Consider the following 19,320-nt stretch of genomic DNA (forward strand, 5'->3'; position numbering starts at 1 on the left):
GACGTACGGCCTCGCCCGCCGTCTCACCCTCCCCGCACTCGAGGAGGACGACATCCGGCGCACCCGTGAGGCCGCGATCGGGGTGCTCGCGGCACGGCGACGGCCCGGCGCGCACCCTCTTGCCCCGCGCCGCCCGATGGCGCAGGATGTGCCCGGCGCGCGCGATCATGCTCTAAGTTCAGCGCTTTCAATCACCTTCGCGCAAAGACATCGCGCGCAGCGCAGCCCGACGCACTCCCTTCACGCATCCACCTCCATCACAGGCAGGGTTTTCGATGACTGGACGCTTCACCCGTTCCCTCAAGCGGCGGTCCGTGCCGCTCTTCGCGGCGCTCGGCCTCGCCGCCGGAGCCGGCCTGGCCCTGGCCCCCGCGGCCAGCGCGGACGACGCCATCGGCACGACCCCGGGGACGTACACCTACTACTCGTTCCCGTCGGCGGCCGACGGGCTCAGCGAGGTCACCTGGTCCACGACGGTCGAGAAGGACCCCGGCTACAACGCGAACACCTTCTGGAGCCACCAGTTCGGTTTCAACGTCGGCAACGGCGCCTACATCGGGATGCAGCGCAACGGCGGCGACAAGCCGACGTTCCTGTTCTCGGTGTGGGACAGCTTCGAGCGCAAGCCCGGCTCGGAGGGGAGCTACTGCCTCCAGTTCGGCGGCGAGGGCGAGGGCTCCAGCTGTCGCATGAACCACGACTGGGAGGAGGGGCACACCTACACCTCCACGGTCGCGTACGAGGGCGACGGCTGGTTCGGCGCCACCATCCACGACAAGACCACGGGCGAGTCGTTCAAGCTCGGCAGCGTGCAGACGCCGGCCACCGCCATCAAGTCCACGGGCCTGATCGACTGGGTCGAGTACTTCGAGTGGAACGACCCACGGGCCACCTGTTACGACCAGCCGTACTCGGACGCCCACTTCGGCCTGCCCACCGGCACCGCCGTCGGCGCCGGCGCGGCCGTCAGCTCTGTGACCAAGACGAAGAGCAACCCGCCGTGCGCCGCCGCCGTGGACGCGCGTCCCGACGGAAGCACCGATCAGCGTCTGGCGCTGGGCAATTCGAAGCGCGCCGAGATCTCCGCGCCCGGCGACAAGTGCCTCGCCCCGAGCGGCGCCACCGAGGACGGCGCGGAGCTCACGCTCGCCGCGTGCAAGGACAACGGCCCCGGCGCCTTCGAGCAGTCCTGGGTCCTCGCGGCCGACGGCACCGTCCGACTGCCGTCGAACTACTGCCTGACCGCGAGCGACAAGAAGAGCGTGCGCATCGCCGACTGCGCGGGCGACATCGCCACCGGCGGCCAGGTCACCGACCCGGCCAAGCTGTGGACGTACGACCCGGGCAGGAAGACCCTGGTGAACCGGGCGACCGGGCGCTCCCTCGCCCACGCGGGCTCCGGCGTGAAGCTCGCGCCGGCCGGACCGGACACGCAGGGCTGGAACGCGCCGGTGCCGGTCGGCGCCCCGTAGGACGCCCCGTCGGACGCCCCGTCGGACGCCCCGACCAGGATCGGGGCGCCCCGCCGGTCCTCACCGGTCGGACGAACTCCCGTTCCACGCGCCGATGTTGGGCGCCGCTCCCGGCACCACCGGGTTGCCCGCGTAGTCGCGGGTGCCCGCGTCCGCGAGCGGCGCCCCCGCGCCGAGTGCGGGCGATCCGGCACGCAGGGCGTAGGCGGCCCCGGCATCGCCGCGGCCCGTGGCCGTGCCCGGACGGGCCAGCAGCGGGTCGGCGGTGGTGCCGCCGGGGTTGGGTGGCGTCGCCCCGATCCCGTACAGGACGTTGTGGGACGCGGTGACGCCGCCGGAGCGCAGCGTGAAGGCCGCCGTGCCGGTTCCTTCCTTCACCACGATGTTGTCGTCGAAGGCGATCTCGTGCCGGCTGGTGGTGTTCTCGTTGACGACGGTCTGGCCGACGCCGTCACCGACGTAGATCGTGTTGTGCAGGAAGCGGACCCCGGAGAACGAGCCGCGGCAGGTCTCGATGCCTCTGAAGTGGTCGTTCTGGCTGATGTTGAAGCGGATCACGGCGTCGCCGAGGGTGCCGTCGGCGCTGCAGACGAGGAAGAAGCCGCCCGCGTTGTCGTGGCTGTAGTTGTACTGGAAGACGGTCCCGAAGGAGCCCTCGTCGACGTCGTACGCCATGCCGTCGCGGGTCGTCTCGCCGCCGGACGTCTCGTTGTACTGGAACACGGTGCCGTCCGCGTTCCACGGCCACATGCCCGCGTTGTATCCGGCGGAGCGCCGCTGGAAGCCGTGCAGGATGTTGTGCTCGACCAGGGCGTTCCTGGTGGCGGTCATGACGATGCCGTCCCCGCCGAGGTCGTCGAGGGTGTTGCCGCGCACGACGACGCCGGTGGACGGGACCCAGTGCGGGCCGTTCGGGTCGTAGCCGCTGATGGCGGGCCGCTGGTTCCAGCTGGAGGCGAAGAAGATGCCCTCGCGGTCGACGGTCCTGAGGGTGTTGTTCTCGACGCGTACGTCGTCGTAGCGCGTCTCCTTCTCCGACCCCGTGACGGAGAAGAGGATGCCCGCGGAGCCGTCGTTGTCCTTGGTGTCGTCGCCGCGGATGTCGTGGATGTCGAGCCCGGTGAGGCGGTAGTGCCGGCCGGTGCCGTAGTCGCTGAGGACGACACGCACGCCGCGGCGCTTGGTGCCCGGGTTCGCCGCGTTGGTGATCTCCAGGTCGGAGACCTCGATCCACTGCGTGTTGCGCAGGAGGACGGCGTCGGGCGCGCCCGCACCGTCGATCACCGGCTTCGCTCCGCTGCCGTACGGGGCGATGCGGACGGGGCTGCCGGGGGCGCCCGCGCCGTTCGGGGCGAGGGTGCCCGTGCAGCGGGTGCCGCGCTTGAGGAGCACCTGGTCACCGGGGCCGAGGCGCTGGGCGTCGACGGCGGCGAGCGTGCGCCACGGCGCCGCCCGCGTGCCCTTCTGCGGGCCGGTTCCGGGCCGGCAGTCGACGTAGTGGGTGCGCGCCTTGAAAGGGGAGGCGGCCGTGGCGGCGGGGGCGGCCGCGAGGGCCGTGACGCCGGCGGTCGCGGCGGCGCAGAAGGCGACGAGCGCGGTACTGACGCGGCTGCGTCTCATGACGTATCTCCGTGAGTGGTTGCGGATGCCGGAGGGGATGGGGTCTCCCGGCGGGACGGCTCAGAGCGTGCCGCCCGCCAGGGCGCGACTCCATGGACTTACGGAGGGGGTTCGTGGACATCCGCCGGTCCGCACCCTCCGGTCCCCGCGCGAACTCACACCCCGGGGATGCCCCGGGCCTGGAACGCCTTGCGCACGGCGTCCGCGGCACTCTTTCCGTACATCTTCTGCGCGGTCGCCACGGTCTTCAGAGCCGCGTCCGTGAAGCTGGTGTCGGGGGCGAAGCCGAACTGCGCGTCGACGATGACGCGGTCGGCCGTGCGTGCGCCGAGCGCGGACCTGATGTCGAACAGCGCCTGGGACCAGATCTCACCGTCCGCGTGCACCTCCCCCACCTTGTCGGCGTACGTCTTGCCGGTGTCGAGGCGGCGCAGACAGTGCGGGGCGGTGGCCGTGTACGAGACCGAGTCCCAGTCTCCGACACAGGCGAGGTCGGTCTTGCGCGGCCAGCCGTACTTGGCGTCCGCGTAGGAGCCGACGGACGCCGCCAGGTAGTCGCCCCACGCCTCCCCGATGGCGCCGGCCTCCTCGGACGTGCCGAACCCGGGGACCTGGGCGTTGTGCACGGCGTGACCGTACTCGTGGACGATGACCTCGGCGTCCTCAGCGTCGTCGACGCCGCCCTTGCCGAAGCGGATCTCGGCCTTCTTGTCGGTGAAGAAGGAGTTGTCGGCGCCCCACTGGTCGATACGGACCGGCTGTTGCCGGTCGTTGGCCCCGGGCAGTTCGCTGCCGAAGCCGAGGCTCTGGAGGTACTCCTGTGCCTCGTTGACCCAGAAGTAGGCCATGACCTGCTCGAACTGGTCGTCCTTGCGGTCATACGCACCTGCGTCGGCGACAGAGGCGGCGCCGCCGGTGTTCGATCTCACCGAGACCCACTTGCCGGAGAGGCCGCCGCTCGCATCGAGGTTGCGCAGGGCGGCGAGGGTGTAGGCGGAGGCGGGCACCGCGGTCGCGGAGTCCTTCGCGTCGGTGAGGGTCTGGTCGCCGGACGACTGGACGGGGTTGACCATGAAGATCCGGCCTTGCGGGTCCGCGGCCTGTGCACCGGCCGTGGCGGAGGCCGGGGCGGCGAGGGTCGCGAGGGCCACGGTGGCGATGGCCGTGGCGAGGAGGCCGCGGGGTGTGCGGCGAGCTGTCGTGCGGGGCATGAACATCCTCCGGATACGTCGTGCGCGGGGGGCGGCATGGCGCGGGCGGATCTTCCCGTATCGCGGACCGCTTTGGCCAGGGTGCGGGCCCCGTGATTGCCTGACCCGCATGAGCAACATCGCTGTGACCACCTGGTCCCTGGAGCAGACCGCTCCCTCCGACCTCCGGCCGGCCGCCGCGCCCGAGGGCGGCGACCTCCGTGTCGTCCGCGCCGAGGTGCCCTCGCCGGAGTTCAGCCGTTTCCTGTACGCGTCCGTCGGGGGCGACATCCTCTGGACCGACCGGCTGAGCTGGACGTACGCGCGCTGGCAGGAGGTCCTGGAGCGTCCGGGCACCGAGACATGGGTGGCGTACGAGAAGGGGACCCCGGCCGGTTACGTCGAGCTGGAGGCGCAGGACGACGGTGTCGTCGAGGTCGTCTACTTCGGCCTGATCCCCGCTTTCCGGGGCCGCCGCATCGGCGGTCACCTCCTCTCCTACGGAGTGGCCCGCGCCTGGGACCTGGCCGAGCGCTGGCCGGACCGCACGCCGACGAAGCGGGTCTGGCTGCACACGTGCAGCAAGGACGGTGAGCACGCGATGGCCAACTACGAGCGGCGCGGGTTCCGCCTCTTCGACACGAAAGTCGAGGAGGAGCCCGAGGTGGCGACGCCGGGGCCGTGGCCCGGGGCGTAGCCGGGGACGCGCGAGTGGGACAGGAACGGGAAGGGGCGCCGCGGAACACCGCGGCGCCCCTTCCCGCACTCTCCCCTCCCCGTACGCTCCCCTTCTCCGAGGCCCCTTTCCGTCCCGTCCAGTGACGCGCGACACACCTGTCCGCGATGCGAGACAGTCTTGTCCACCTTCTGGACAGTGGTGGACTGGGCCGAAAGTCCCATGACACGCTTCCGTCATGGATCGAGCTGGAATTGCCTTGGTGAGTCGGCGGCACGTCGATCTCTGCCGCATGTCCAGCGCCATGTGTCCGGTGAGCTGACTCCACCAGCACCGCCGCACTTTCTCCCCGTACAGCACCGTGCGCACCGCCGCGCCCTCGCGCGAAGTGTGCTGGTCAAAGCTGTCAGAGCCTCCGCCCGCCTGAAGGACGTACACCCATGGCTGCCACCCCTGAAAAGCCCACGACCGCCGCGCCGCGCCGCAAGGTGAGCCGTCACCGCGGCGAGGGCCAGTGGGCCGTGGGTCACTTCACGCCGCTCAACGGCAACGAGCAGTTCAAGAAGGACGACGACGGTCTCAATGTGCGGACACGCATTGAGACGATCTACTCGAAGCGCGGCTTCGACTCCATCGACCCCAACGACCTCAGGGGCCGCATGCGCTGGTGGGGGCTCTACACCCAGCGCAAGCCCGGGATCGACGGCGGCAAGACCGCGATCCTGGAGCCTGAGGAGCTGGACGACGAGTACTTCATGCTCCGCGTCCGCATCGACGGCGGCCGACTGACCACCGAACAGCTGCGCGTCATCGGCGAGATCTCGCAGGAGTTCGCCCGCGGGACCGCCGACATCACCGACCGGCAGAACATCCAGTACCACTGGATCCGCATCGAGGACGTGCCGGAGATCTGGCGGCGCCTCGAAGCGGTCGGGCTCTCCACCACCGAGGCCTGCGGTGACACGCCCCGCGTCATCCTCGGCTCGCCCGTCGCCGGCGTCGCCGCCGACGAGATCATCGACGGCACGCCCGCCATCGACGAGATCCAGCGGCGCTTCATCGGCAACCCCGAGTTCTCGAACCTGCCGCGCAAGTTCAAGACCGCGATCTCCGGCTCCCCGCAGCTCGACGTGGCGCACGAGATCAACGACATCGCGTTCGTCGGCGTGAACCACCCCGAGCACGGCCCAGGCTTCGACCTCTGGGTCGGCGGCGGCCTGTCCACCAACCCCAAGCTGGGCCAGCGCCTCGGCGCCTGGGTGCCGCTCGACGAGGTGCCGGACGTGTACGGCGGCGTCATCGGCATCTTCCGCGACTACGGCTACCGCCGCCTGCGCACCCGCGCCCGCCTGAAGTTCCTGCTCGCCGACTGGGGCACCGAGAAGTTCCGCCAGGTCCTGGAGGACGAGTACCTCCAGCGGAAGCTGGTCGACGGCCCCGCGCCCGAGCAGCCCGCCGGCACCTGGCGCGACCACCTCGGCGTGCACCCCCAGAAGGACGGCCTCTTCTACATCGGCTTCGCGCCCCGCGTCGGCCGCGTGGACGGCACGACCCTCACCAAGATCGCCGAGATCGCGGGCGCCCACGGCTCCGGCCGGCTGCGCACCACCGCCGAGCAGAAGATGATCGTGCTCGACGTGGCCGAGGACCAGGTCGAGTCGCTGGTGGCCGAGCTGGAGGCGCTGGACCTGAAGGTCAACGCGTCCCCCTTCCGGCGCGGCACCATGGCCTGCACCGGCATCGAGTTCTGCAAGCTCGCGATCGTCGAGACGAAGGCGCGCGGCGCCTCGCTGATCGACGAACTGGAGCGCCGCGTCCCGGAGTTCGACGAGCCGCTCACGATCAACATCAACGGCTGCCCGAACGCCTGCGCCCGTATCCAGGTCGCGGACATCGGCCTCAAGGGCCAGCTGATGCTCGACCAGGACGGCAACCAGGTCGAGGGCTACCAGGTGCACCTGGGCGGCGCGCTGGGCCTCGAGGCCGGGTTCGGCCGCAAGGTCCGCGGCCTGAAGGTCACCGCGGCCGAGCTCCCCGACTACGTCGAGCGGGTCCTCAAGCGCTTCCAGGCGGAGCGCGAGGACGGCGAGCGCTTCGCCACCTGGACGGCCCGCGCCTCCGAGGAGGCCCTGTCATGAGCGAGCGGGCCGCCCCCTTCTACTGCCCCTACTGCGGTGACGAGGATCTGCGTCCGAACGAGACCGGGCACGGCGCGTGGGAATGCGCGGCGTGCAATCGGGCCTTCCAGTTGAAGTTTCTCGGGTTGCTCACCCGGGGAGTTCAGCGCAACGACGGTGGAGGGGAAGACATATGACGACCACTCAGGCCAGTGAGGTCGCCGGCAGGACCGAGCCCGACCTGCGGGAACTCGCGGAGCGGGCCGGGCGCGACCTGGAGGACGCGTCCGCCCTGGAGATCCTCACCTGGGCCGTCGACACGTTCGGCAAGCGCTTCTGCGTGACCTCCTCCATGGAGGACGCGGTCGTCGCCCATCTCGCCTCGCGTGCCCGGCCCGGCGTGGACGTCGTCTTCCTCGACACCGGCTACCACTTCGAGGAGACCATCGGCACCAGGGACGCCGTCGAGGCCGTGATGGACGTCAACGTCATCACGCTCACGCCCCGGCAGACCGTCGCCGAGCAGGACGCCGAGTTCGGGCCGAAGCTGCACGACCGCGACCCCGACCTGTGCTGCGCCATGCGGAAGGTCAAGCCCCTCGAGGACGGCCTGAGTTCGTACACGGCGTGGGCCACGGGACTGCGCCGCGACGAGTCCCCGACGCGGGCGAACACCCCGGTCGTCGGCTGGGACGAGAAGCGCCGCAAGGTGAAGGTCTCGCCGATCGCCCGCTGGACGCAGGACGACGTCGAGGCGTACGTCGCCGAGCACGGTGTGCTGACCAACCCCCTGCTCATGGACGGGTACGGGTCGGTGGGCTGCGCCCCCTGCACCCGGCGCCTGCTCGAGGGCGAGGACGCGCGGGCCGGCCGCTGGGCGGGACGCAACAAGACCGAGTGCGGGATCCACGGCTGATGCCCGGAACCACAGAGACTTTGGAGAAGCAAGTGACCGGAGCCACTGTCTGGCTCACGGGTCTGCCGAGCGCGGGCAAGACCACCATCGCCAACGAGCTCGCCGAGCAGTTGCGCGCCGACGGCCGCCGCGTCGAGGTGCTCGACGGCGACGAGATCCGCGAGTTCCTCTCGGCGGGCCTCGGCTTCAGCCGCGCGGACCGCGACACGAACGTGCAGCGCATCGGCTTCCTCGCCGAACTCCTCGCCCGTAACGGCGTGTTGGCGCTCGTCCCGGTGATCGCGCCGTTCGCGGACAGCCGCGAGGCGGTGCGCAAGCGCCACCAGGCCGGCGGCACCGGCTACCTGGAGGTGCACGTGGCCACACCCGTCGAGGTGTGCTCCGTGCGCGACGTGAAGGGCCTGTACGCGAAGCAGGCGGCGGGCGAGATCTCCGGGCTGACCGGGGTCGACGACCCGTACGAGGCGCCCGAATCGCCCGACCTGCGCATCGAGTCGCACACCCAGACCGTGCAGGAGTCCGCGGCCGCGCTCCACGCGCTGCTCACCGAGCGGGGTGTCCTGTGAGCGACGCACGCGCGGCCAGTGCGCGACAGACGACGCCGATGCCCGCACCTCTGCGCCGCGCAGGCGGAGAAGCGAACGAAAGGGAGTCAGCATGACGACCGTCGCACCCACCACCGGCGAAGCGACCGACAGCCCGTACGCGCTCTCGCACCTGGACGCCCTCGAATCCGAGGCCGTGCACATCTTCCGTGAGGTCGCGGGCGAGTTCGAGCGGCCGGTGATCCTCTTCTCCGGCGGCAAGGACTCCATCGTGATGCTGCACCTGGCGCTCAAGGCGTTCGCGCCGGCACCGGTTCCGTTCACGCTGCTGCACGTCGACACCGGGCACAACTTCCCCGAGGTCCTCGACTACCGCGACCGCGTCGTGGCCCAGCACGGACTGCGGCTGCACGTCGCGTCCGTGCAGGAGTACATCGACCGCGGCGCCCTCAAGGAACGCCCCGACGGGACGCGCAACCCGCTGCAGACGGTGCCCCTGACGGAGAAGATCCAGGCGGAGCGCTTCGACGCCGTCTTCGGCGGCGGACGCCGCGACGAGGAGAAGGCCCGCGCCAAGGAGCGCGTGTTCTCCCTGCGCGACGAATTCTCCCAGTGGGACCCCCGCCGCCAGCGCCCCGAGCTGTGGCAGCTGTACAACGGCCGCCACGCCCCCGGCGAGCACGTACGCGTCTTCCCGCTGTCCAACTGGACCGAGCTCGACGTGTGGCAGTACATCGCCCGCGAGGCCATCGAACTGCCGCAGATCTACTTCGCGCACGAGCGGGACGTCTTCAAGCGCTCCGGCATGTGGCTGACCGCCGGTGAGTGGGGCGGCCCCAAGGAGGGCGAGAGCGTCGAGAAGCGCCTCGTGCGCTACCGCACGGTCGGCGACATGTCGTGCACCGGCGCCGTCGACTCCGACGCGACGACGCTGGACGCCGTGATCGCCGAGATCGCCGCCTCCCGGCTCACCGAGCGGGGCGCGACCCGCGCCGACGACAAGATGTCCGAGGCCGCGATGGAAGACCGCAAGCGCGAGGGGTATTTCTAGATGAGCACCACCACAGAGCAGTTGGCCGACCTGTCGGCCACCACCCTGCTGCGGTTCGCCACCGCCGGTTCCGTCGACGACGGCAAGTCCACCCTCGTGGGCCGCCTGCTGCACGACTCCAAGTCGGTCCTCACCGACCAGCTGGAGGCCGTCGAGCACGCGTCCCGCAACCGCGGTCAGGAGGCGCCCGACCTGGCGCTGCTCACCGACGGCCTGCGCGCCGAGCGCGAGCAGGGCATCACCATCGACGTCGCCTACCGCTACTTCGCCACGCCCCGGCGCCGGTTCATCCTGGCCGACACCCCGGGCCATGTGCAGTACACCCGCAACATGGTCACCGGCGCATCCACCGCCGACCTCGCCGTCGTCCTCGTCGACGCCCGCAACGGCGTCATCGAGCAGACCCGCCGGCACGCCGCCGTCGCCGCGCTCCTGCGCGTCCCGCACGTCGTGCTCGCGGTGAACAAGATGGACCTCGTCGACTACGCGGAGCCCGTCTTCGCGAGGATCGCCGAGGAGTTCACGGCGTACGCGTCCGACCTGGGCGTTCCCGAGATCACCGCGATCCCGATCTCCGCGCTCGCCGGTGACAACGTCGTGGAGCCGTCCGCGAACATGGACTGGTACGGCGGCCCGACCGTCCTCGAGCACCTGGAGACGGTCCCGGTCAGCCACGACCTGACGAGCTGCCACGCGCGGCTGCCCGTCCAGGTCGTCATCCGCCCGCAGACCGCCGAGCACCCCGACTACCGCGGTTACGCGGGCCAGATCGCGGCCGGCACGTTCCGTGTCGGCGAGTCCGTCACGGTGCTGCCCTCGGGCCGCACGTCGAAGGTCTCCGGGATCGACCTGCTGGGCAAGTCGGTCGACGTCGCGTGGACGCCGCAGTCGGTGACCCTCCTCCTGGAGGACGACATCGACATCTCGCGCGGCGACCTGATCGTGCCGAGCGGCGACGCGCCCGCCACGTCGCAGGACGTCGAGGCGACCGTCTGCCACGTGGCCGACCAGCCTCTCGCCGTCGGCCAGCGCGTGCTGCTCAAGCACACGACGCGCACGGTCAAGGCGATCGTCAAGGAGATCCCCTCGCGGCTGACCCTGGACGACCTGTCCCAGCACCCCGAGCCGGGGCAGCTCGTCGCCAACGACATCGGCCGCGTCAAGATCCGCACCGCCGAGCCGATCGCGCTCGACGACTACGCCGACTCGCGCCGCACCGGTTCGTTCCTCCTCATCGACCCGGCCGACGGCACGACGCTCGCCGCGGGCATGGCGGGCGAGGCGTTCGGCGGCAAGCCGCAGGCGGCCCACGCGGAGGAGACCGCGCAGGCCTCGGACGACGACGGCTGGGACTTCTAGTCATGACGTCCATCGACATCTATGCGACGTTCGCGAAAGAGGGCGGCCGCGTCGGCAGCGGCGCCCTCGGCGCGGGCCAGGGCGGGGTCGGGCGATGTGCGTGATGACGTACGCGCACTGCCTGCGCGCCCACACCCCCCGCGACCTGTTCGTACGAAGACGAAACCCCGCCGATCTCCCGGCCACGCCCTGAGAGCGTGACCGCCGGGCCAACGAGAGGACCACCTCCCGTGCCTGCCAACTCCGCCTCCTGGCGCCGCGGCCTCGCCGCCGTCGCCGCCCTGCCGCTCCTCGCGCTCGCCGCGACGGCCTGCGGCTACGGCTCCTCGGCCAAGGACGACACGTCCGACAAGACGAACGTCGCCGCCAAGGGCAAGAAGCTCTCCGCCGACACCGTGAAGATCGGTTACTTCGGCAACCTGACGCACGGCACCGCCCTCGTGGGCAACCAGAAGGGCTTCTTCCAGAAGGAGCTCAAGGGCACTCAGGCCAAGTACCAGATCTTCAACGCGGGCCCGTCCGAGATCGAGGCGCTCAACGGCGGCTCCATCGACATCGGCTGGATCGGCCCCTCGCCGTCGATCAACGGCTTCACCAAGTCCCAGGGCAAGAGCCTGCGCATCATCGGCGGCTCGGCGTCCGGCGGTGTGAAGCTCGTGGTGAACCCGAAGAAGATCAAGTCCCTGGACGACGTCAAGGGCAAGAAGATCGCCACCCCGCAGCTCGGCAACACGCAGGACGTCGCGTTCCTCAACTGGATCGCCGAGAAGGGCTGGAAGGTCGACGCCAACAGCGGCAAGGGCGACGTCTCCGTGGTCCGTACGGACAACAAGATCACCCCGGACGCCTACAAGTCCGGCTCCATCGACGGCGCCTGGGTGCCGGAGCCGACCGCTTCCAAGCTCGTGGCCGAAGGCGGCAAGGTCCTCCTCGACGAGTCCGACCTGTGGCCCGGCAAGAAGTTCGTGATCACGAACATCATCGTGTCGCAGAAGTTCCTCAAGGAGCACCCGGACGTCGTCGAGGCCGTGCTGCGCGGCTCGGTGAAGACGAACGCGTGGATCAACGCCAACCCGGACGAGGCGAAGGCCGCGGCCAACAAGCAGCTGGCGGCCGACTCCGGCAAGGCGCTGCCGGCGGACGTGCTCGACCCGGCGTGGAAGTCGATCCAGTTCACCGACGACCCGCTGGCCTCGACCCTCGACTCCGAGGCGGCGCACGCGGTGAAGGCGGGCCTGCTGGAGAAGCCCGACCTCAAGGGCATCTACGACCTCGCGCCGCTGAACAAGGTCCTCGAGGACGAGGGCAAGAGCGCGGTGGCCGACGCCGGCCTCGGCGTCAAGTAACCGCGTCAGGCAATCCCGTAATCGCTTGAGTTCCCAGGAGGTGACGACCATGGCAACGACCCTCGCCAAGGCCGTGGACGGCACGGAGACCACCGGCCACGCCGCGCGGATCGAGCACGTCTCGAAGTCCTTCGCCACGCCCGCCGGGCAGCAGCTCGTCCTGGACGACATCACGCTCGATGTCGCTCCGGGCGAGTTCGTCACCCTCCTGGGAGCCTCGGGCTGCGGGAAGTCGACGCTGCTCAACCTGGTCGCGGGCCTCGACCGGCCCTCGTCGGGCGAGATCAGCACACAGGGCCGGCCGGCCCTGATGTTCCAGGAGCACGCCCTCTTCCCGTGGCTGACCGCGGGCAAGAACATCGAACTGGCCCTGAAGCTGCGCGGCGTCGCGAAGGCGGACCGCCGCACGCGGGCGGAGGAGCTCCTGGAGCTCGTCCGGCTGAACGGCGCGTACGGCAAGCGGGTGCACGAGCTGTCCGGCGGTATGCGCCAGCGCGTGGCGATGGCCCGGGCGCTGGCGCAGGACAGCCAACTGCTGCTGATGGACGAGCCGTTCGCCGCGCTCGACGCCATCACGCGCGATGTGCTGCACGACGAGCTGACCCGTATCTGGCGTGAGACGAACGTCTCCGTCCTGTTCGTCACGCACAACGTCCGCGAGGCGGTGCGACTCGCCGAGCGGGTCGTGCTGCTCTCGTCGCGGCCGGGCCGGGTGGCGCACGAGTGGCGGGTCGGCATTCCGCAGCCGCGCCGCATCGAGGACACCGCCGTGGCGGAACTGTCCGTCGAGATCACCGAACAACTGCGTGGGGAGATCCGCCGCCATGGCCAGCACTGAGACGACGACCGCGAGCAAGGACACGGGCGCCGTCAAGGACTCGGGCACCGCACAGGACCTGGCCGGTCTCGAAGCGGGCCTCGATGCCCTGGAGACCGTGCACACCGCCCGTACCCCGCTGCGCCAGACGCTGGTCCAGAAGGTGCTGCCGCCACTGACGGCCGTGCTCCTGGTCCTGGTGGTGTGGCAGGGACTGGTGTCGTTCAAGATCGTCGACGACCCGAGCAAGCTGCCCTCGCCGTCCGCGGTGTGGCACGAGGTGTCCGACGCGTGGCTGCAGGGGACGCTTCTCGACTACATCTGGACGAGTGTGTCGCGCGGCCTGCTCGGCTTCCTGCTGGCGCTGGTGATCGGCACCCCGCTCGGCCTGCTCGTCGCCCGGGTCCGGTTCGTCCGGTCCGCGATCGGCCCGATCCTGTCCGGTCTCCAGTCGCTGCCCTCGGTCGCCTGGGTCCCGCCGGCCGTGATCTGGCTGGGCCTCGACAACAAGATGATGTACGCCGTGATCCTGCTCGGCGCGGTCCCCTCGATCGCCAACGGCCTGGTGTCGGGCGTCGACCAGGTGCCGCCGCTGTTCCTGCGGGCGGGCCGCACCCTCGGCGCGACGGGCCTGCGGCACACCTGGCACATCGTGCTCCCGGCCGCGCTGCCCGGTTATCTCGCGGGCCTGAAGCAGGGCTGGGCGTTCTCGTGGCGCTCGCTGATGGCCGCGGAGATCATCGCCTCGTCGCCGGACCTGGGCATCGGCCTCGGACAACTCCTGGAGAACGGCCGCAACGCCAGCTCCATGTCGATGGTGTTCCTCGCCATCTTCCTGATCCTGATCGTCGGCATCGCCATCGACCTGCTGATCTTCAGCCCCCTGGAGCGGCGCGTCCTGCGCAGCCGCGGCCTCCTGGTGAGGAGCTGACCCCGCCATGCACCAGCGCCCCGCCCGCCCGGTCCTGCTCGTGATCGCTCACGGCAGCCGCGATCCGCGCCATGCCGCGACGGTCCACGCGCTCGTACGCGAAGTACGGGCGCTGCGGCCGGGGCTGCGCGTGGAGACGGGGTTCCTGGACTTCAACGTCCCGTCGGTGAGCGGCGTCCTGGAGTCCCTGGCGGCACAGGGCGTGCGTGACGTGGTCGCGCTCCCGCTGCTCCTGACGCGTGCGTTCCACGCGAAGGCGGACATCCCGGCGGTGCTGCGGCAGGCCCCGGCCCGGCTGCGGATCCGTCAGGCGGAGGTGCTCGGCCCCTCGCCGCTCCTGACGGCGGCGCTCGAACGCCGTCTGTACGAGGCCGGGCTCACCCCGGCCGACAAGCCCACGACCGGGGTCGTCCTGGCCTCGGCGGGCTCCACCGACCCGGAGGCGATCGCAGTGATCGCTGAAATCGCGCGGGAGTGGCGGCACACCGGTTGGTGCGCCGTGCGACCTGCGTTCGCCTCCGCATCTCTGCCCCGCACGGAGGACGCCGTGGCTGGGCTGCGCGCCGAGGGCGTCCGCCGGGTGGCGGTCGCCCCCTACGTCCTGGCCCCCGGCTTCCTCCCGGACCGCATCGCCCGCGGCGCCTGCGAAGCGGACGTCCTCGCGGACGTTCTGGGTCCGGCCCCGGAGGTGGCACAGCTGCTCGTGCGTCGCTACGAGGCGGCCACGGTACGGGAGTTGGCGGCGGTGGGCGCCTGACGCGACGCGTCAGGAGACCGCCGTCCCCTTCTCAGCCCGCCTGCTCCGAGCCGTTCGGTTCCTCCGAGGCGTCCGGCCCCTCCGGGGCATTCAGCTGCTCGTCGCCCTTCAGCGCGGATCCCGCCCGCTCAGCGCGACCGCCCGATGGAACAAGGACGCGTCGGCCGGCACCGGGACCTCGTCGGCGAAGCCGTCGTACCGGCGGTACTCCTCCGCGTTCGCCTCGACGACGTCGAGCAGCAGCTGGGCCGCGTCGTCGGGGAGCCGGAAGGTCTGGCCGGTGGCGTGGGCCACGTCCCAGCCGTGGAGGGCCAGTTCGGCGACGAGCAGGCGGGCGACCTCGGGCGCGGGTGACTTGGCGAAGCCCAGGTCGATCTCGCCCTCCCAGACCCGCGGGTCGGACCAGGCGGCGACGGCGCGTTCGAGCTGCGCCGCGTAGGCCTCGGCCCAGTCGGTGTCGGCGGTGAAGTCGCGTGCCGTGAGTGCGTCGGGGAGCTGCTTGCGCAGGGCCCGGTGCTCCAGACCGTGCGCGGAGTAGAGGACCCAGTGGTTGACGAGGGTGCGGACGTCCCAGTCGCCGCACCCGCTGGGCTCGGGCAGGCGGGCCGCGTCGACCCCGCGCGCGACCCTGGCGGCCTCCGCGGCGCATTCCTTCATCGACGTGTACTCGACCATGGATGTGTGCTCGGTTTCCATGCGGAGAGCGTCTCGCGCGGGGGCCGCCTGCGGCTTGAAGAAACGCGACAGCTACCGCACCGCCGCGTCGGCCTCCGCCACGAGGTCCGCGATCGCCATGGACCCGGCCGGCCTGCGCTCGCGGGCGAAGCGGTCGGCCACCGACTGCAGGGCGTCGTTGACCGGGGTCGGCACGCCGTGCAGCCGTCCGAGCAGGCCCATCTCACCGTTGAGGTAGTCGGACTCGATGGTGCCCGTGCCCCGGCTGAGGGACTGCCACGACGAGCCGCCGCTGCGTTCCGAGCCGTCGAAGGGCTCGAACCGGATCTTGTCGCCGCGCGACTCCTTCTCCTCCTCCTTGGACGCGAACGCGATGCCCGCCGCGCCGAGCACGGCCTCGCCCTCCGCGCGGGCGCGCCCGTGGAGGGCGAGCCCCTCCTCGCTGGTGATCACCCCGGACACGGCCTCGATCGCGTTGGCCAGGTTGCCGAGGAGCTTGGCGTACTTCCACCGCATCACGTCGGGCACGACGGGTGCCTCGAAGAAGGACTTCTCCAGGTCGGCGGAGATGCGACGGGCCGTCTCGTCGGTGCCTCCCGGGTACCGGCCGATGTGCAGGATGCCGGTGAGCGGGGCGCCCGCGGCGGACACGACGCCGGGCTCGACGAACGTGGCGGGCAGCCACACGCACATGCCGTACACGCGCCGAAAGAGCCGCAGCGCGAGGCGCTCGCTCTCCACTCCGTTCTGCGCGCAGACCAGCGGCAGCCGCTCGGCGGCGGTGCCGCCTGCGGCGACCGGCCGTCCGGCCCACGCTTCGAGCGCCGCGACGCTGTCCTGGGTCTTCACGGCGAGCACGAGGACGTCGTCCGGGCTCAGTTCGCCGAGCTCCTCGGGCCCGGCGACGACCGGGAGGCGGTGGATGTGCGGGCCGTCGGGGGTGACGAGCCTCAGCCCGTGGTCCCGCAGTGCCTCGTACTGCTTGCCGCGGGCGACGAGGACGACGTCGTGCCCGGCCTGTGCGAGCCGGCCGCCTATGGCGCCGCCGACCGCTCCTGCTCCGATGATGATGTAGCGCATGCCAAGGAGCCTGTCACAGAAGGCTGTAGGGGCCATTCATGATCGGGCAAACTCCCGCGCTCGGCGCACCGGGGCCTGCGAGCCTGCTCTCCGTGCGTACACGCTTGACCCTCTGGGGCCGGACTCCTCTGTCTGCTCATGGCGGTCGCGGGCGGCTGCTCCGTCTCCCGTCGGTGGCGGCAGGCGGAGCTGATCGACGCGGCTCCCGTCCGCGTCACCGGCGTCGTCACCGCCGTCGCGCATGTGCCCAGGAGCGGCTGCGAGCAGGCGATCGCGTACGAGGTCCGGTGCCCCCGGTACACCGTCACGAGAGCGCTGGGCCCGGGCCCGGCAGTCCCGGGGTCGGGCACCGGGTATGTCCGGAGGCCGACCGCGACCACCGCGGCGTGGTACGGCTCTGCGGTGAGCGGTACCCGTCGGGCGACGCCCTGTATCCCCCGTACGTCCTGGTCGCGGTCGCCGGGGCCGTCGGGGTCTGCGTCGTCGCGGGCATCGCCGTCGGGGCCCGCCGCCACTCCCGCTCGCAGCCGGCGGACCGACGTCCTTGCGCCGCGCTCACTCCCGGCTGAACGGCGTCCCCTGGTGGAAGTACAGCAGCCAGAGGCCCTCGACACCCTGCCGCCAGAGCGAACTGCGGTGGGCGCAGGCGCCGTTGCGGTCGGTGTCGAAGGTCAGATGGACGATGCCGGGGCCGAGCCGCACGCCCTTCATCCGCGAGACGGTGAGAGGCCGCACGCCCGTCTCCCCCGTGGCGGCGAGTTCGGCGATGATCGAGGTACGGTCCCAGTGGCGGCCCGACGCCCCGAACTCGAAGTAGTCGGGGTGCAGCAGCGCGCCGAGCAGTTCCGGGGAGCGGCGTACGGCCGGGTCGAGCAGCCGCAGTTCACCCTCGATGGCGGCTTCGACGGCGGCGTCGTGCTCAGGCACCGGTCATCTCCACGAGCTTGACGACGGTGTTCCAGTTGCGGGTGGTGGCGATGAGGCCCTTGTTCAGGGCCGGGCGGGCGAGCACGGTGGCGAGCTTCGAGCGGCCGAGACCCTCGGGGGCGTAGAGGTACAGCTCGCGCGGGCCGAGCCGGAAGTCCTCGGGGGCGAACGCGGCCGGGTCGACGGGGGCGAACCGCTCGGGGTCGACGGGCCCGGAGAAGTAGGTGACGTGCAGTTGCCTGCCTTCGAGCGAGTCGGCGTCGAAGGGGCACGCGTCCGCGACCGACGCGAGGGAGGCGTGGTCGCGCACGATCACGTCCACGGCGAAGCCGAACTCCTTCTCGATGGCCGCGCTCAGCTCGGCCGCGAGGGACTCCTCGTCGCCGTGGTCGCTGCTGAACGTCGCGTTGCCGCTTTGGAGATACGTCCGTACGTCGCCGTGCCCGAGCCCTTCGATCAGAGGGCGAAGCCGCGCCATCGGGACCTTTTTGCTGCCGCCCACGTTGATGCCGCGGAGCAGTGCCGCGTACGCCTTTGTCGCCATGGGGACACGATAGGCGGCCGCCGTGCCCCGTGGGGGAGGGCACGGCGACCGCCGGTCAGGGTGCTGCCGGTGCTACTCGACGATCTTGAGCAGCTTGTTCGGCGTGCCCTCGCTCGCGTTGGAGATCTTGTCGGGGGTGGCGCCGTCGGTCAGTGCCTTGGAGACGTCCGCGGGGGTCGCGTCCGGGTGACCGCTCAGGTAGACGGCGGCGGCGCCCACGACGTGGGGGGTCGCCATCGACGTGCCCGAGATGGTGTTGGTGGCGTCGTCGCCGGTGTTCCAGTCGGAGGTGATGTCCGAGCCGGGGGCGTAGATGTCCACGACGGAGCCGTAGTTGGAGAAGTCGGACTGCTCGTCGTCCTTGGTGGAGGACGCGACGGTGATGGCCTCCTTGACACGGGCCGGGGAGCCGCCGGACGCGTCGGCCGACTCGTTGCCCGCGGCGACCGCGAAGGTGACGCCGGAGGCGATGGCCTTCTGGACGGCCGCGTCGAGCGCCTCGTCGGCGCCGCCGCCGAGGGACATGTTGGCGACGGACGGGCCCTTGTGGTTCTTGGTGACCCAGTCGATGCCCGCGACGACCTGCTCGGTGGTGCCCGAGCCCTCGTTGTCGAGGACGCGGACGGCGACGATCTTCGCCTTCTTGGCGACGCCGTGCGCCTCACCGGCGATGGTCCCGGCGACGTGTGTGCCGTGGCCGTTGCCGTCGTCGGCGTTGTCGTCGTTGTCGATGGCGTCGAAGCCGGAGGTGGCGCGGCCGCCGAAGTCCTTGTGGCTGACGCGGACGCCGGTGTCGATGACGTACGCGGTCACACCCTCACCGGCGCTGTCCGGGTAGGTGTACTTCTTGTCGCCCGCGGTGTCCGCCTGGTCGATGCGGTCGAGGCCCCACGACGGCGGGTTGTCCTGGGTCGCGTCGATGTGGAACTTCTTGTTCTGGACGACCTTGGCGACCGACGAGTCGGCGGCGAGGCGCTTGGCCTCGGTCTCCGAGAGACCGTTCACGGAGAATCCGTTGACGGCGGAGGAGTAGGCGCGCTTCAGCTTGCCGCCGTACTCCTTGGCGAGGTCCTGCTTGGCGTCCGTGTTCGCCTTCCGGTCCAGCAGCACGACGTAGCTGCCGGAGACGGCGCCCTTGGCGTCGAGCCCGTAGACCTTGCCCTCGGCCGGGGTCGAGGCGCCGGCCAGGGAGCCCGCGAAGACGGTCACTCCGACCGCAGTGGCAGCGGTGGCTATCGCCGCGGTGAGCTTCATCGTGCTGCGGGCACGCTTGTGAGTTGCCATGAAGAGGGGTCTC

The 19,320-nt window shown here is 71.0% G+C and carries 21 protein-coding genes; 14 read left to right on the forward strand and 7 right to left on the reverse strand.

Annotated elements, in window-relative coordinates; translation table 11 throughout:
• The first annotated feature begins 275 nt into the window (after positions 1–275).
• Positions 276–1,472, forward strand: coding sequence for a DUF3472 domain-containing protein (locus ACFC96_RS02660; protein WP_376609751.1), 1,197 nt, complete (start codon positions 276–278; stop codon positions 1,470–1,472).
• Between the two features lie 60 nt (positions 1,473–1,532).
• Here the strand turns inward: ACFC96_RS02660 and ACFC96_RS02665 are convergent, their stop codons facing one another.
• Positions 1,533–3,092 carry a right-handed parallel beta-helix repeat-containing protein gene (locus tag ACFC96_RS02665; RefSeq protein ID WP_376609753.1) on the reverse strand — a complete coding sequence of 520 codons (1,560 nt, stop codon included), beginning with the start codon at positions 3,090–3,092 and terminating at the stop codon, positions 1,533–1,535.
• Between the two features lie 155 nt (positions 3,093–3,247).
• On the reverse strand, positions 3,248–4,303 hold the full coding sequence (locus tag ACFC96_RS02670; protein ID WP_376251168.1) for a M4 family metallopeptidase: 1,056 nt from the start codon (positions 4,301–4,303) through the stop codon (positions 3,248–3,250).
• A 109-nt stretch (positions 4,304–4,412) separates the two neighbouring features.
• Between ACFC96_RS02670 and ACFC96_RS02675 the strand changes: the two genes are divergently transcribed.
• From ACFC96_RS02675 to ACFC96_RS02730, 12 genes are all read left to right on the forward strand, one after another.
• Positions 4,413–4,979, forward strand: a complete 567-nt coding sequence (locus ACFC96_RS02675; protein ID WP_376251165.1) for a GNAT family N-acetyltransferase — start codon at positions 4,413–4,415, stop codon at positions 4,977–4,979.
• Positions 4,980–5,196: 217 nt separating this feature from the next.
• Positions 5,197–5,280 carry a putative leader peptide gene (locus tag ACFC96_RS02680; RefSeq protein ID WP_323136396.1) on the forward strand — a complete coding sequence of 28 codons (84 nt, stop codon included), beginning with the start codon at positions 5,197–5,199 and terminating at the stop codon, positions 5,278–5,280.
• A gap of 118 nt (positions 5,281–5,398) precedes the next feature.
• A complete protein-coding gene (locus tag ACFC96_RS02685; RefSeq protein ID WP_376609755.1) occupies positions 5,399–7,096 on the forward strand; it encodes a nitrite/sulfite reductase in 1,698 nt (565 codons plus the stop codon).
• The gene (locus tag ACFC96_RS02690) at positions 7,093–7,272 is read left to right on the forward strand and encodes a hypothetical protein (RefSeq protein ID WP_100591340.1); all 180 of its coding nucleotides are present in this window, start codon (positions 7,093–7,095) and stop codon (positions 7,270–7,272) included. The genes ACFC96_RS02685 and ACFC96_RS02690 overlap by 4 nt, the downstream gene beginning before the upstream one ends.
• Complete coding sequence (locus ACFC96_RS02695; RefSeq protein ID WP_376251163.1) at positions 7,269–7,991, forward strand: phosphoadenylyl-sulfate reductase; 723 nt, start codon at positions 7,269–7,271, stop codon at positions 7,989–7,991. Before ACFC96_RS02690 ends, ACFC96_RS02695 begins: the two co-directional genes overlap by 4 nt.
• On the forward strand, positions 7,991–8,557 hold the full coding sequence (cysC, locus tag ACFC96_RS02700; RefSeq protein ID WP_376251161.1) for an adenylyl-sulfate kinase: 567 nt from the start codon (positions 7,991–7,993) through the stop codon (positions 8,555–8,557). Before ACFC96_RS02695 ends, cysC begins: the two co-directional genes overlap by 1 nt.
• Before the next feature lie 91 nt (positions 8,558–8,648).
• Entirely contained in the window at positions 8,649–9,587 is a 939-nt protein-coding gene (gene cysD, locus ACFC96_RS02705) for a sulfate adenylyltransferase subunit CysD (protein ID WP_376609757.1), read from the forward strand.
• Positions 9,588–10,946: a sulfate adenylyltransferase subunit 1 gene (locus ACFC96_RS02710; protein WP_376251158.1), complete on the forward strand. Its 1,359-nt coding sequence runs from the start codon at positions 9,588–9,590 to the stop codon at positions 10,944–10,946.
• Between the two features lie 230 nt (positions 10,947–11,176).
• Positions 11,177–12,292, forward strand: a complete 1,116-nt coding sequence (locus ACFC96_RS02715; protein WP_376609759.1) for an aliphatic sulfonate ABC transporter substrate-binding protein — start codon at positions 11,177–11,179, stop codon at positions 12,290–12,292.
• Positions 12,293–12,341: 49 nt separating this feature from the next.
• Positions 12,342–13,130 carry an ABC transporter ATP-binding protein gene (locus ACFC96_RS02720; protein WP_376251155.1) on the forward strand — a complete coding sequence of 263 codons (789 nt, stop codon included), beginning with the start codon at positions 12,342–12,344 and terminating at the stop codon, positions 13,128–13,130.
• Positions 13,117–14,040 carry an ABC transporter permease gene (locus ACFC96_RS02725; protein WP_376609760.1) on the forward strand — a complete coding sequence of 308 codons (924 nt, stop codon included), beginning with the start codon at positions 13,117–13,119 and terminating at the stop codon, positions 14,038–14,040. Before ACFC96_RS02720 ends, ACFC96_RS02725 begins: the two co-directional genes overlap by 14 nt.
• Positions 14,041–14,047: 7 nt before the next feature.
• Positions 14,048–14,797 carry a sirohydrochlorin chelatase gene (locus ACFC96_RS02730; RefSeq protein WP_376251152.1) on the forward strand — a complete coding sequence of 250 codons (750 nt, stop codon included), beginning with the start codon at positions 14,048–14,050 and terminating at the stop codon, positions 14,795–14,797.
• A 108-nt stretch (positions 14,798–14,905) separates the two neighbouring features.
• Here the strand turns inward: ACFC96_RS02730 and ACFC96_RS02735 are convergent, their stop codons facing one another.
• Complete coding sequence (locus tag ACFC96_RS02735) at positions 14,906–15,493, reverse strand: TIGR03086 family metal-binding protein (RefSeq protein ID WP_376609762.1); 588 nt, start codon at positions 15,491–15,493, stop codon at positions 14,906–14,908.
• Between the two features lie 51 nt (positions 15,494–15,544).
• Positions 15,545–16,552 carry a ketopantoate reductase family protein gene (locus ACFC96_RS02740; RefSeq protein WP_376609764.1) on the reverse strand — a complete coding sequence of 336 codons (1,008 nt, stop codon included), beginning with the start codon at positions 16,550–16,552 and terminating at the stop codon, positions 15,545–15,547.
• Between the two features lie 386 nt (positions 16,553–16,938).
• On the opposite strand from ACFC96_RS02740, the gene ACFC96_RS02745 reads away from it, so the two are divergent.
• Complete coding sequence (locus tag ACFC96_RS02745) at positions 16,939–17,121, forward strand: hypothetical protein (protein WP_376609766.1); 183 nt, start codon at positions 16,939–16,941, stop codon at positions 17,119–17,121.
• Here the strand turns inward: ACFC96_RS02745 and ACFC96_RS02750 are convergent.
• The 3 genes from ACFC96_RS02750 to ACFC96_RS02760 all read right to left on the reverse strand — a co-directional run bounded on the left by ACFC96_RS02750 (position 17,108) and on the right by ACFC96_RS02760 (position 19,307).
• Entirely contained in the window at positions 17,108–17,479 is a 372-nt protein-coding gene (locus ACFC96_RS02750; protein WP_376251144.1) for a DUF4440 domain-containing protein, read from the reverse strand. The two genes, ACFC96_RS02745 and ACFC96_RS02750, sit on opposite strands and share 14 nt — an antisense overlap.
• Positions 17,472–18,023, reverse strand: a complete 552-nt coding sequence (locus ACFC96_RS02755; protein ID WP_376251142.1) for a DUF1697 domain-containing protein — start codon at positions 18,021–18,023, stop codon at positions 17,472–17,474. Before ACFC96_RS02755 ends, ACFC96_RS02750 begins: the two co-directional genes overlap by 8 nt.
• A 72-nt stretch (positions 18,024–18,095) precedes the next feature.
• The gene (locus tag ACFC96_RS02760) at positions 18,096–19,307 is read right to left on the reverse strand and encodes a S8 family serine peptidase (RefSeq protein ID WP_376251141.1); all 1,212 of its coding nucleotides are present in this window, start codon (positions 19,305–19,307) and stop codon (positions 18,096–18,098) included.
• Between the last annotated feature and the right edge of the window lie 13 nt (positions 19,308–19,320).

Source organism: Streptomyces sp. NPDC055955, assembly GCF_042270245.1.
GTDB lineage: Bacteria > Actinomycetota > Actinomycetes > Streptomycetales > Streptomycetaceae > Streptomyces.

Excerpts from the sequence above, each read along its gene's own strand:
- ACFC96_RS02660 (WP_376609751.1), top strand. The coding sequence starts at position 276 with ATGACTGGACGCTTCACCCGTTCCCTCAAGCGGCGGTCCGTGCCGCTC.
- ACFC96_RS02665 (WP_376609753.1), bottom strand. The coding sequence starts at position 3,092 with ATGAGACGCAGCCGCGTCAGTACCGCGCTCGTCGCCTTCTGCGCCGCC.
- ACFC96_RS02670 (WP_376251168.1), bottom strand. The coding sequence starts at position 4,303 with ATGCCCCGCACGACAGCTCGCCGCACACCCCGCGGCCTCCTCGCCACG.
- ACFC96_RS02675 (WP_376251165.1), top strand. The coding sequence starts at position 4,413 with ATGAGCAACATCGCTGTGACCACCTGGTCCCTGGAGCAGACCGCTCCC.
- ACFC96_RS02680 (WP_323136396.1), top strand. The coding sequence starts at position 5,197 with ATGGATCGAGCTGGAATTGCCTTGGTGAGTCGGCGGCACGTCGATCTC.
- ACFC96_RS02685 (WP_376609755.1), top strand. The coding sequence starts at position 5,399 with ATGGCTGCCACCCCTGAAAAGCCCACGACCGCCGCGCCGCGCCGCAAG.
- ACFC96_RS02690 (WP_100591340.1), top strand. The coding sequence starts at position 7,093 with ATGAGCGAGCGGGCCGCCCCCTTCTACTGCCCCTACTGCGGTGACGAG.
- ACFC96_RS02695 (WP_376251163.1), top strand. The coding sequence starts at position 7,269 with ATGACGACCACTCAGGCCAGTGAGGTCGCCGGCAGGACCGAGCCCGAC.
- cysC (WP_376251161.1), top strand. The coding sequence starts at position 7,991 with ATGCCCGGAACCACAGAGACTTTGGAGAAGCAAGTGACCGGAGCCACT.
- cysD (WP_376609757.1), top strand. The coding sequence starts at position 8,649 with ATGACGACCGTCGCACCCACCACCGGCGAAGCGACCGACAGCCCGTAC.
- ACFC96_RS02710 (WP_376251158.1), top strand. The coding sequence starts at position 9,588 with ATGAGCACCACCACAGAGCAGTTGGCCGACCTGTCGGCCACCACCCTG.
- ACFC96_RS02720 (WP_376251155.1), top strand. The coding sequence starts at position 12,342 with ATGGCAACGACCCTCGCCAAGGCCGTGGACGGCACGGAGACCACCGGC.
- ACFC96_RS02725 (WP_376609760.1), top strand. The coding sequence starts at position 13,117 with ATGGCCAGCACTGAGACGACGACCGCGAGCAAGGACACGGGCGCCGTC.
- ACFC96_RS02730 (WP_376251152.1), top strand. The coding sequence starts at position 14,048 with ATGCACCAGCGCCCCGCCCGCCCGGTCCTGCTCGTGATCGCTCACGGC.
- ACFC96_RS02735 (WP_376609762.1), bottom strand. The coding sequence starts at position 15,493 with ATGGAAACCGAGCACACATCCATGGTCGAGTACACGTCGATGAAGGAA.
- ACFC96_RS02740 (WP_376609764.1), bottom strand. The coding sequence starts at position 16,552 with ATGCGCTACATCATCATCGGAGCAGGAGCGGTCGGCGGCGCCATAGGC.
- ACFC96_RS02755 (WP_376251142.1), bottom strand. The coding sequence starts at position 18,023 with ATGGCGACAAAGGCGTACGCGGCACTGCTCCGCGGCATCAACGTGGGC.
- ACFC96_RS02760 (WP_376251141.1), bottom strand. The coding sequence starts at position 19,307 with ATGGCAACTCACAAGCGTGCCCGCAGCACGATGAAGCTCACCGCGGCG.